This window comes from Paenibacillus sp. P4_A7 (assembly GCF_056402455.1).
Map to the genome: position 1 here is coordinate 1 of NZ_JBFUHJ010000147.1, position 12,033 is coordinate 12,033.

Below are 12,033 nucleotides of genomic sequence, written 5' to 3' on the forward strand. Positions count from 1 at the left end.
TCATTAATACCGACGGAACAAAGACGGATCTGTATGAGCCATTCCAAAACTTGAATGCTCAAATTGAAAAGTGGGGCCCCACTTTAATGAAATTGAACTCCGTTGGCGTTTACCACTCAGGTGTGATGGCAGCTGGAACAGAAGCTGTTCCCTCCGACTTTTTCTGGAAGCCTGGGAATTCCAGCGATAACGTGATCATCTCCTATTTCACCGATGCAAACGGCAGGAAATATATTATGGCAGTTAATAGAGACTATGCGAATACAGCAACTCTCTCTTTCCATGTCAATTCTATCCCTACTACGATCAAAGAAATTTCCAAAGTTACAGGCTATGAGGAAAGTACGAATTATAATGCGTCAACTGGCATGGTTTCGGCTGAATTTGCTCCCGGTGAGGGACGGCTTTATGCTCTGCCGACGGAAGGTATGGGTGAGCTTCTGGTAAATCCGGGCTTTGAAGACGGCTTAACGGGATGGACAGCATACAATCCAMGTACATTGACATCTGTTACGGAGCCAGTTAACTCAGGTTCTAATGCGCTTGAAATAAGTGCAAGGAGTATGAACTATACGGGCGCGATGCAGGATATAAAATCAATATTGTTAAGGAACGGACAAGGAACCTATGATTTCGGAGCCATGCTCCGCACGAAGTCGGAAGATAAGCAAACCATGTATGCAAATATATTTATTAACGATAGTAAGGGAGATCATTACTTTAATGGATCTTTTGTAGAGGCTGATAACGGAGGCTGGGTTCTTTCATCCGGTTCGGCTTACATTACTTGGACGGGCGAGCTGAATTATGCACGAATCTATACAGAATCGGAAGCAGGAACAGGCATTTATTATGTGGATGATTTCAGTCTGAAGAAGCCGGATCAACCAGCAAAATTCAAAACCACTTTATCCACTAATATGAGCTCTATCACATCTGGGACAGAATTTAAAGTAAGCTTTGGATTAAGCGATATTACCCACCCTGTTTACGCACAGGACATCAGTTTGGATTATAATCCTGCCATCATGGAATTTGTATCAGCTAAGTCTTTAAAAGAAGGGTTCAGCCTTGTCGAAATTGTTAAGGCACCTACCGGAAAGCTTCGTTTAATTATTGCCAGTGAGGGTCCAGAACACGCAATTACTGGTAACATACCAATCATAGAACTAACCTTTAAATCGAAAAAGGTTTCTCAGACAACATCCGGTTTAATCTCGATTTTAAACGCTATGCTAGCGGACGTTAGCGGGAATGAATATCAAGCAGCTGCATCTTCCGTTTCAGTAGAAGTCATGAAAGGCGGTGGCCCTGGCGATATAAACGAGGATGGCAAAATATCAATTGGTGATCTAGCCCTCGTATCCGCTAATTATGGCAAAAACAGCAACAGTTCTGATTGGCAAACTGTGAAGAAAGCCGATATTAACGGCGACGGTGTAATTGATATCCTTGATCTCTCGGCGATTGCCAAAAAAATCATCAGCTAGAATGAATAGGGAGGGGAATTCTTCCCTCCCTGTATAATTGCAAGTATGTCCTTTCACAATTTCTCCGAAAACGTATGAGTCAAAGCCTGCATCCATGGAAAGGAAGGCGTTATGAAACGTAATTTATTAACTCTCCTAATAATTACTTTGTTTGGTTTGCTCTTGTCGTTTCCTGCGGGCGCGAATGCAGAGAAAGCACCATCTTTCCAAATTACCACTCATGGTGCAGCCGATAATAAAGTGATCGTGAGCATGATAGGTAAAAATATGGTAGATTTATATGGCTATGAAGCAAAATTTACGTTTGACCCTAACCACCTTGAGCTGGTGGAAACTAAGTCCAATCTCGGCGGTTTTTCCATATCTCCGAAGATCCAAGTTAACGAAATCGTCATCGCCCATACAAAAATCGGTAATGTATTCGGTAAAAATGGAGATTTTGTCCTCGGTACCCTAACATTTAAGTCTAAGAAACTCGGACATTCCACCGTGGCATGGAAATCAATTAAGGCAGTGGATCACAATTTAGGCTATCAAAGTTATTCACTAAAGGAAAGTGTTTCCGTTAGTTCAACGAACATCGAAACGCCCAATAATGTTCAGGGTTCCGTCAACGTGAGTAAGGAAGACTTGAATAATATCAAAGACGGTAAAATTGTAATTGAAATAGCAGACGGAAAGCAAAATGTCCTGCTCCCTGCGAGAGCCGCTGGGATCATCGGCAATAACAAGCTCGAATTGAAGTTTAAGGACTTATCTGTTTTCATTCCTGTAGAAGTGCTAAAAGACTTGCAAGATCTGTTATCCTTCGATGAATTGGAGGATTCGAAAATTTCCTTCAACTTCAATAAAGCATCTGTGGATGTTAAGAATGATCTATTGACGAATGCATCGAACAAAGCAAGGGCGAAAGTAACGGCTAACGGAGATATCAATGAATATAGCTTATCTGTCATCACTGCGAGAGGCAAAGTACAGAAGCTTACGAAATTCAATAAGCCTATTACGTTTAAGCTTAAAGTTAACTTTAGTGCACAAACAGATTTGCTTGGCCTCTACTTGATCACTGATAGCGGCGAACTTGAGTACTCAGGTGGTGTGATTGCAGACGGATATATGACTGCAGAAGTAAGCCATTTCAGTAAATATGCTGTTCTAGCATTTGATAAATCGTTTGAAGATGTTGCCGATACACATTGGGCGGCACTTGCAATTAAAGAATTAGCGGCCAAGCAAGTCGTATATGGCGTAAATGATACCCAATTCCTTCCTAACGCTAATGTAACACGCGCTGAATTTGCCGCATTTGTTGTTCGTGCTCTTAGACTAAAAGCAACAGCAGGATCATCATTCACAGATGTGAACAACAAAGCATGGTACGCTTCAATAGTGGCCGCTGCAAAAGAAACTGGAATCATTAAGGGGCGCAGTGAATCTGTCTTTGCTCCAAACGAAACGATTACCCGTGAAGAAATGGCATCAATTATTGTACGCGCTTATGAATATAAGACCGGAATCAAAGCAACGACTGAGCAGCACGACACTTTTGCAGATGCGAAAGAAATCTCTTTATGGGCTAAAGCCGATGTGAACGCTGCGTTCAAGCTTGGTTTTATTTCAGGGCGCGGGGATGGGCGGTTTGCACCGAAAGTATGGTCGACGCGAGCTGAATCATCACAAATTATCGTGAACCTACTTAAAAAGCTATAGTGGAATTCCAAAATCAAAATAAAAAGAAACCTTCTGCTCGATGCAGAGGTTTCTTTTTATTCGTATTTTTCTCCATTTGTAGTTAATGCTCGTCTTCTTCCTTGCTTAAGCAGGTACGTTTATTCCGGTTTCATTGTTTCCACTTCTTGCTGCAGCTGCTCAAGAATGAAGCCGCAATTCAACATCTTTTCCTTTAAATCCTGAACCGTATAGTAATAATGATTGCTCGCTTCAAATCCGATCCGGGAATCTCTAGTTACGAGATCATACAACAGCCCAACATTATCCGTTTCCTTGTGCACGATATTCATAAGCTTACGAGACAACCTGAGACGTGTATCCTCTTGTTTCGTTGCAAGATATCGGTTGCGAGTTCTGACGAATTCGATCTGCAAATAGGTGCTGTGGAAATGAAAATATGCTGCGGATGCTGCTGTTACTAAGCTGTCAAACTCACGCTCAGCTTCAGGAAGTACAAACTTGCGCGACTTCTCTAGTAGCTGTAGTCCCTTCTTCCAACCACTAGCCAGCTTCTTAAACTGCTTGGCGAATACAGACTCCGGGTAAATTCCGCGCCAGCCCTGAAGATCATCATATGGAAATCCGATCATCGTTGCGTCGAATCCAGTAGGCTTCATATACAGCAGGTTAGACGGTCCGTAATTTTGCGGAGCAGTATATAGGACATTCAGATCAAACGGAAATTCTCGAAATGCTCGGCTGAAAGCATTAGTTGCTTCAGCTATCAATTGTCCCGCTGCATTGCCGAATTTCCCTTGTAGCAGCGCACCTATTCCGATTAACTCATTGTCAGTGTCTCCCTTGTCGGTATCCCAATAATATTCTGCCGCTAACTCCAGATTGAGCGAAGGATAACCGCCTAACGTCCAGCTTAGCATCAAAGCGCTGACCCCRGAAGCATCGAGACGATTCAAGTGCTCTTCAAGCTGCTGAAAAACAGGTAAGAACGGTACCGCCGAGCATTCCCATGTATTGTTGAACTGAACCTTCGCCGCAGTACGTAGCCCACGGGCGTTCGCCGTTCGCCAGCTATGCAGTGACTTCTCCCCAGGTCCAACTATAGACATCGAGTAGTCAATGACCTCTCCCGGTATTCCAGCTATATTCGTATTTATCGCCTCTTCACTCACACACATAACGATCGCTTGATCCGGAAGAGCATCAATGGCAGAGGCAATATCCTGCTCCGTCCAACCCACTTGATGGGACCATCCCCATGTCCAACAGAGAATACGCGCATCCGGTTTCTCACGAACAGCGCCTTCCACGATCAGACGGTTGACTTCTGCAACCACCTCACTTACCTTGCGCTGGCTGCAGCGAGGACAATTCGTCACACCTCCGGCCGCGCGCGAATAACAATGCGTCCAGTTTTCCGACATTGTAATGGTAATTAAACCAGCCAAATCAGGTACCTCGTGAAATAAATGGGCTATACTGCTGCTGAGCAGCTGTTGAACATCCGGATGGGAAGTACATAGCATGCCCTGTCCATCCTCGGTGTGACCTTGCCAATCAGGCTTATCAGCAAAAAAGGAAACAGGCATAGAACGTGGTTCATTACAGTACAAGTAAACGCCGATGCCGTAATGAGCGGCTYGTTCTACCAACTGACGAAGGCCAATTATACGTTTCTCCGAATCCACGGATAATTCTGGCGCCACATCCCAAGGAACCAAACTGTAAAGAACACTTTGCAGCCAAATCCCGTTGATGCCTGTTTCAGACAATCTTTCTAGGAGATCGTCTGGGAACGGATTTAACTCAGGTGCAAGAAGCGGATCACCATATAAAGCGCTGTAGGAGTATATGATGCGTGTATCAAACTTCGTTGTTCTTTGGTAATTTCCTGCGATGATATACGGAACCCCACGTTTTTGCATCTGCGCGGCAATCCACTGCAGTCCTCGCATGATCCCAGCATCATCAACAGCACTGATCAAGATCTCATTCTTATGAGCATCCGCTGTGATCGTATGACTCTCTGCTAACCGAGTTCCGTCCTTTATGATTGCGATACGCATAACAGGCCCCTCTATCAAAGACGTCGATGGATGTGAGCATTGTTGAATATTCCATTTGATTCCCCAGACCTGTTCATGCTTCGATATGAATCGTTTGACCGTCGTTTCCACAGCTGAATTCCCTTGTGGACAAGCAATAGTCCAAGGAGTGTCAAGCCTGAGCTCATCTGGTCCCACTTCCCTCACAGGTACAACATTTCGTATATTTTCTACCTTATATTGATCAAGAAAATCAAAAGGCTGTTCCATTCGTCTTAGCTGTGCTGAGGTTTCCGCCTGTAATTCGAAGCGCTCAGTCAACGTTTTTCTTATGCGCTGAGTTTGTGCTCGTTCCTCCGTGCTTAAAGGCTGATAATGAACCGGCTCCGTCCAAGGCTTCATACTGCCTAACTTGATCCAGAGGAAGTCATCCTCTTTCAACGTGAAAGCGAGACGTTCCTCTGTCCATCCGAGCAACTGCAGCAACTGCTCGAAGGAAAGCAGATGCCAGTTCGCTCGAATAATCGTAATATATCCTCTTTCAAGCCATTTCTGATCGATATTCACTAGTGATTCTTCAAGTCCGAGATCACTAGCCGCTTCTCTAATTTGCGCTTCTGTAGCACCTAGTACTTCGGCAACTCTACCGACAGGCACTAAGCTCCAATTTCGCCATATGACAGCCTGCATACGTGTAGGGAAATGTGGAAAATTCAATGCTAGCTTGTCTTGGTTAGCTTGCAGTTCGAGTATCATTGTCAACCCTCCATTCTCCCTTCAAATTTTCTTGCAGAAAAAACTTGATCAAACACACCAACAAAATTATACACATCAAATACATGGTGACAGCTGTCCTCCATCTGCCACACTCTTTTTTTCACGTCTTCCCATACATACTGAGCTTGGACGACATCTTCTCTATCAAACAGCTCTAAGCCACGAGTCAGCTCTTTCCAAATTTCTGTGTGAAGCTTCATATATTTCCACGAACTGGCGTGGCATTCGTTATCCTGCTTAATATTATTCTCGATCACAGACTCGAATTGATGAATGAGCGAATTAACGTTTGAAAATAAAAATTTACTATCGATCTCTTTCCGATCAGATGTCAGATCCAAATTAAGTTCAAAATAAAGTTCCGACAGCTTCATCGCATACTTCAAGCATGCCATTCCATCTCTTCCATAAGCACTTGCAAAATAATCCTCTGCCATATCACTGAAGCTAAGCTCTTTGTTCCATAATGTTCGGGCCATGATCGACATAGGAAGCCCGTTTGGAAAGAAGGATCTCTGGACCTGACAGCTGACAAATCCATTCAGACCAAGCTGTTGCAAATGAAGGATATCTTCATATAATATTTTTGAAATTTGTAAATAACCGGGGTCTCTTTGATGCGCCCACATGAAATGGTAGTCGAAATCAAAGCTATCGCCTTGAAACTGATTCCTCCAAGCATTAAGATAGCTTACATTCCCTTCCACGGATTGCGGTAAATCCAGCTTATTTCTTATAAACGTTGGAACTTCTGGAACACTACCAATCGCAGCGAATGATTGCCGATATGTTCGGGTTATTGGAGCGAATTGCATAACAAAGCGATTTGGATTGACAATTCTTTCATACTCTGGTGGCCACATAAGTTCATGATAGATGAGAAATACAATGCGGGTTTCCAGCCCTCGATTCGTCAAGACCTCGTCTAATTCATTCATTAACTTGACATACAAATCGGAAGGCGTTTCAAGTACACATCGCTCGCACTCGCATTGATTATTGGAGCCGTCCGACAACCAAACATGCAGCAAATCGACCTCCGGATGCAAGGATGCATAGAGTTCGATTTCCTTGATCATTTTGCGGCGGGCTTCAGGATTTGAATAACAAAGCTCCGTATTAATGGGAATTCCCTCCCATAATTCACGCTTACCGTTCACTTGAGCGAAATACGGAGTGATCTCAGGATCAATCTCTTCTTCCCATTTCTCCCAGCTCAGCCCCTGGATTCCAAAAGGCGCGCATGTCCACCCATGCCCAACAGCTTGATAGATCATTCCTCTTTTTTGAATCTCATGCTTTGCCGCAGCGACATATGTTCTTGCTGATTCCACTATGAAATCTTCGGTATGATTCTTAAGAGGGTTATTCAAATGGCTGTACCATCGTTCAAAGAAATGATAGGCTTCTCTGAATTGAATAAAATAGCTGTTGAATCCAACCTTTGCCATCCAATCGATCATCTCGGTGACATGTTCAACACTAACCGCTCCTTCCATACATATTCCTCTGTATCGATAAGAAGCTCGCTCCTGCACATTTATGGTGAAGGACCTAAAATCCGTGTGCGGTATATATTCACCATCCACTCCCGGTCTCACCCATCTACAACCCAGTTCAAACAGAAAACGATAGACCGAGAGCAGTACGCTGCGCGGATTCCCCCCGGTTACCCTACCATTTCCGTGAGATACTTCGATCATTATCTCATCATCGTAAGGATTCTGTTCACCAGCAGTGAATGAAGCAGATAGAAAATCGTTTGATAAGCCGATCCATAGACCACTTTCTCTCTTCTCATACTTTTCTACGATTTTGAGAGTCATGCTGCAGTTTGAAATCACTCCCAAATAACGAACTAATTCCTCTGCCGCAAAATGGATCGTTTGGTTATCATGTTCAATCACGTAAACACAGTTCTCCTGCTGCAGGTTTAATTCTCGGAACATCTTACTCTCCCCCTCACAATGGTGCCACTCCAACCACTATTTCTTGTCCTCTCTCACACGAAGCGATGATCGCGTCTGCGACCTCAACCCCATGAACGGCGTCGGCGAACGAAATAACGGAAGGCTCTTCACACTGTGCTATACAGCGACAAATATAAGTCAACTGCTCACGTAAGCTTCCAATTGTTTGCCCATGAAGGTTCACATGTATATTCATATCAGGCGTTAGTCTACCTCCACCATCCCATATGTGCAAACCCGAATGGCTCGATTCGAAGTGTGCCGTTCCGCTTTGGCCGATCACTTCGATCGCGTCGGCAATTTCAATGCCTGCCGCGTCAGGTGTCATCCAATTGCTGTGAAGGACGGCAATTGCGCCGTTCTCGAATTCAAGGTTAGCCCAAAGCACTTCAGGAGAGGAAGAGTCTGATACCGTTCTTCCGTAAGCCTTTACCTTCTCGACCCGACAACCGGCATACCAAATAGCCAAATCAATATCGTGTATCATTAGCTCGTAGACCGTATGCACTCGCTTAAAGGTATCGAATAAAAAGTTCTCCCTGGCCCGTTTCATATACATGCTCACTGGAGTACCGACCTTCCCCGAATGAATCGCCTCTTTGATCGCCGCATAACGGGGATCGAAGCGGAGCAGATGACCAGGCAGCAGTAACCTACCGCTGTCTGTGGCTGCTGCCTGCATTTCCCGTGCCTCTTCAGGCCTAGTTGTTACCGGCTTCTCGACAAGGACATGCTTGCCCGAGCGAAGCGCTTTCAAGGTTGGCTCCAGATGTTGGCTTTCGAAGGTAACTACACTGATCAAATCGATATCATCGTTTAGTATCAGGTCATCCGCATTGGAATAAAGCTGCTTAATGCCGTATTTCTGCCTAGCTAGTTCCAGCCTCTCTGGCGAGTTGTCGCAGACAGCCACTACCTCCACTTGCCAGAGCGAGCAAAAGGCTTCAAGATGATTCATCCCCCATCTGCCCAAGCCAAGAATACCTACTTTTACTTTGTCCATTAGTTCACTCCCTCTCTACAAATTCGGCGGAACTTCCAGCCGTTCGAAGCAAGCCTGCGCATTCTCGATATGCTTCCAAGCATCGGTTAACAGAAACATGCCATGCCCCGGAAAAAGGCTGTCGATGTGGAGTTGRTGCAGTTTGACGACCGTATCCGCATATTCGGAAATGATACAATCCCAAATGTTCTGGATAACGACCTTTCCTCCGGCAAAAACAGTATCCCCGCTGAACAACAGCTTTCTTTCATCCCTCTCAAACAGAAGTGCAATATGACCCCGTGCATGACCCGGCGTATCGATTACCTTCAGTACGGTATCCCCGATGACAATCTCATCATTCTCCTGTACACCCCGGGCAACTGAGCATGGCGGAAATTGGTAATCCTTCGGATACACACCCGCTTTTACCGCAGCAGTGATGCTTACCTTATCTCTGTCTCCCCACTCAATCCAGGGTTGGATTTCCTTTGAAGTTATTACCGCAATTCCATATTGACGTTGAAAATAGGCAGCACCTGCCGCGTGATCGCCATGTTCGTGGGTAAGCACCAAATACTTGATTTGTGAAGGAGTGATACCTATACGTTCTATATTCGCCACGAGCCGCTCTGGATTCACTCCGCCCCCTGCATCAATCAGCGCATACTCCCCATTGCCTCCATCCAGCAAATAGACATTGCAATCCATCGAATCGCTGATCTGAGCGCCAAATTTACCGCTGCCGACCATGAAAATGCCCTCGTCGAGCTTGATCATGACGGAATGTAGGCGATACACTCAATTTCCACGCGCATGCCAGTAGGAAATTTGCCAATTTCAATTGTGCTGCGAGCTGGCGGTTCCTCTTGGAAAAATCTACGGTAAGTCCGATTGTATGGCTCAAATTCGTTCAGGTCATCAATAAATGAGGTCACCTTGACGACATGCTCTAATGAAGTTCCGGCGGCCTGCAAAATTTCACCCATATATTCGAGTACGATGCGCGTCTGCTGTTCCATATCTCCCGGGAACAATATCTCCCCTGTCACGGTATCAAATGGACATGTTCCAGCTACATAGACCATATCGCCAAGCTTTATGGCTTGAGAATAAGCACCACTTGGTTTCGGCGCCTTATCTGTATATATAATTTCTTTTCTCATCGTTAGCCTCTCTCCTCTTGATTGCCCTTATAGGTACAGGCCAATTGATAATAAAATTCAGCCGCCTGCACAACCTCATTGACTGTTACCCATTCTTCGTCAGAATGAGCCTGCTCGATCGAGCCTGGACCATATACAATAGAAGGAATGCCTTTCCACGCTTGAAGCTTACTTGCATTGCTTCCGTACGTAACGCCTCGCAGTGATGAATTCATGCCAAGCGTATCGGCAGCTTGCTGCGCCGACCGCACAACTGCAACGTCATGCGGTGTGTTTAATGCGGGATCGAGCAGCAGCGGTTCTATGGTTAGCCTCGTTTCGCTCAACTCTGCCCTTATATCCCGTTCAAATTCAGATAATACCTGCTCTGGCGACTCCCCCGGCACGATACGGCGATCGACGCTAATTTCACAAGATTCCGGAACGATGTTAATCTGACTGCCTCCGCTGATCGTGCTCACAACAATCGTTGGTTTCCCGCACAATGCACTCCTGATCGTCGCCAGCTCCGGCTCCACGCGCTCCCGCATATAGCGGACGACGTCCATCATCGCATAGATGGCATTCTCTCCCTTGTGCGGAACCGAGCTGTGTGCGGACTTACCGTGCGTCTGCACAGTAAATCGAGCACAGCCCTTATGCTCCACGATGATGCCAAGCTCTGTCGGCTCGCCGACAACAGCTCCTGATAACGGAAAATTGAGTGACATGAACTTTGTAAGTCCCTGGAAGGCGTATTCCTCGTCAACTGAAGCACAGAATACAAGATCCGCGTTCAGACGTTCCGGATGCTGGGCGCATCGCTCCATCATGTGAATCATGCCGGCCAATGCTCCCTTTGTGTCGCAGGCTCCCCTACCATACAACCGACCTTCGCGGTAAGTAGGTACAAGCGCATTTTCCATACTCCCGATCGATACAGTATCCATGTGCGCCTCGAATAGCAAAGCTGATTCCGGCTTACCTACCCGCAATTCAGCGATAATATTGTCACGTCCATCAACAACAGGCTGCCGGGTGACCTGCAGCCCTGCCTTACGCATACGCTCCTCGATATAATCAGCAACGTCTCTCTCTCCTCGCGCATCCTCCGCATAATGTGGATTTACGCTTTGAATGCGCAGCAGATCGTCCAGAATCCGTACAGCTGGATGTGCTGTACTTTCGGTATCAACCGCCGATGATAAATCCATCCTTCTCACTCCTAAAGCCAATTAATGTCATCGTATGACCAATCCTTCGTCTCAGGCAGCTCCCTGAATTCATTGAACGACCGAAAAATATGTTGGCGCATTACCTTCTCAGCGTGATCCGGATCGCGGCGCACAAGCGCTTCAATCAGCTCCGCATGCTGCTCGACTTCCTTTTTTTTCGTGGATACCCGTCCAAGCATTCGAGCCGCAAGCGCAATATGAAAGGTGATGGAATCATAACTTGTGCTTAACCGGGACTGATTGGACAACCAAATGATGCTTTGATGAATAAAACTGGACTCCTGCAACAAGGAATCAACAGTATCGTCTTCCAACTTCCTCTTCATCTCTTCGAAGTGCTGCACCAAAGTATCTATTTGACTACCCGTAGCAAGCTGAACGGCGAGCCGAATCGCTAGCCCTTCCAGAACAGAACGAAGAGAATACACTTCGTAAATATCCTTCATGTCAAATGTGCGAACCATCGGTCCCTTGTTTGGCAAAATCGTAATGATGCCTTCACCCGATAATAAACGAATTGCTTCCCGAACTGGCGTCTGGCTAATGCCAAGCTCCTTCGCGACCTTCGTTTCCACGATACGGTCACCTGGATAAAGTTGCCCATCGAGAATTTGCTGCTTGATATACTCAACCAAATCAACGCTCATGCTTTGTTTTTCAAAAAGGTTTGTCTCGTTATTGGTGCTTTCATAGGTATACC

9 protein-coding genes are annotated in these 12,033 nt (G+C 45.6%); 2 read left to right on the top strand and 7 right to left on the bottom strand.

Going from position 1 to position 12,033, the window contains the following annotated elements; all coding sequences use genetic code 11:
• Nucleotides 1-1,490: carbohydrate binding domain-containing protein (locus AC1DWN_RS17755; RefSeq protein WP_477560238.1), on the top strand; the 1,490-nt coding region annotated here is incomplete at its 5' end.
• 111 nt (nucleotides 1,491-1,601) lie between these two features.
• Nucleotides 1,602-3,200 (top strand): S-layer homology domain-containing protein, encoded by a 1,599-nt coding sequence (locus AC1DWN_RS17760; RefSeq protein ID WP_477560239.1) that lies wholly within the window; start codon nucleotides 1,602-1,604, stop codon nucleotides 3,198-3,200.
• Nucleotides 3,201-3,319: 119 nt separating this feature from the next.
• On the opposite strand, the gene AC1DWN_RS17765 is transcribed toward AC1DWN_RS17760, so the two are convergent.
• From AC1DWN_RS17765 to AC1DWN_RS17795, 7 genes are all read right to left on the bottom strand, one after another.
• Nucleotides 3,320-5,980 carry a hypothetical protein gene (locus AC1DWN_RS17765; protein ID WP_477560240.1) on the bottom strand — a complete coding sequence of 887 codons (2,661 nt, stop codon included), beginning with the start codon at nucleotides 5,978-5,980 and terminating at the stop codon, nucleotides 3,320-3,322.
• 2 nt (nucleotides 5,981-5,982) lie between these two features.
• Nucleotides 5,983-7,950: a DUF4838 domain-containing protein gene (locus AC1DWN_RS17770; protein WP_477560241.1), complete on the bottom strand. Its 1,968-nt coding sequence runs from the start codon at nucleotides 7,948-7,950 to the stop codon at nucleotides 5,983-5,985.
• Nucleotides 7,951-7,963: 13 nt separating this feature from the next.
• The gene (locus AC1DWN_RS17775; RefSeq protein WP_477560242.1) at nucleotides 7,964-8,974 is read right to left on the bottom strand and encodes a Gfo/Idh/MocA family protein; all 1,011 of its coding nucleotides are present in this window, start codon (nucleotides 8,972-8,974) and stop codon (nucleotides 7,964-7,966) included.
• Between the two features lie 15 nt (nucleotides 8,975-8,989).
• The gene (locus AC1DWN_RS17780) at nucleotides 8,990-9,754 is read right to left on the bottom strand and encodes an MBL fold metallo-hydrolase (RefSeq protein ID WP_477560243.1); all 765 of its coding nucleotides are present in this window, start codon (nucleotides 9,752-9,754) and stop codon (nucleotides 8,990-8,992) included.
• Nucleotides 9,730-10,119, bottom strand: a complete 390-nt coding sequence (locus AC1DWN_RS17785; protein WP_477560244.1) for a RidA family protein — start codon at nucleotides 10,117-10,119, stop codon at nucleotides 9,730-9,732. Before AC1DWN_RS17785 ends, AC1DWN_RS17780 begins: the two co-directional genes overlap by 25 nt.
• A 2-nt stretch (nucleotides 10,120-10,121) precedes the next feature.
• Nucleotides 10,122-11,312: a M20 family metallopeptidase gene (locus AC1DWN_RS17790; RefSeq protein ID WP_477560245.1), complete on the bottom strand. Its 1,191-nt coding sequence runs from the start codon at nucleotides 11,310-11,312 to the stop codon at nucleotides 10,122-10,124.
• Between the two features lie 11 nt (nucleotides 11,313-11,323).
• Nucleotides 11,324-12,033, bottom strand: a 710-nt coding sequence (locus AC1DWN_RS17795) for a GntR family transcriptional regulator (RefSeq protein ID WP_477560246.1), incomplete at its 5' end; no start/stop codon positions are given.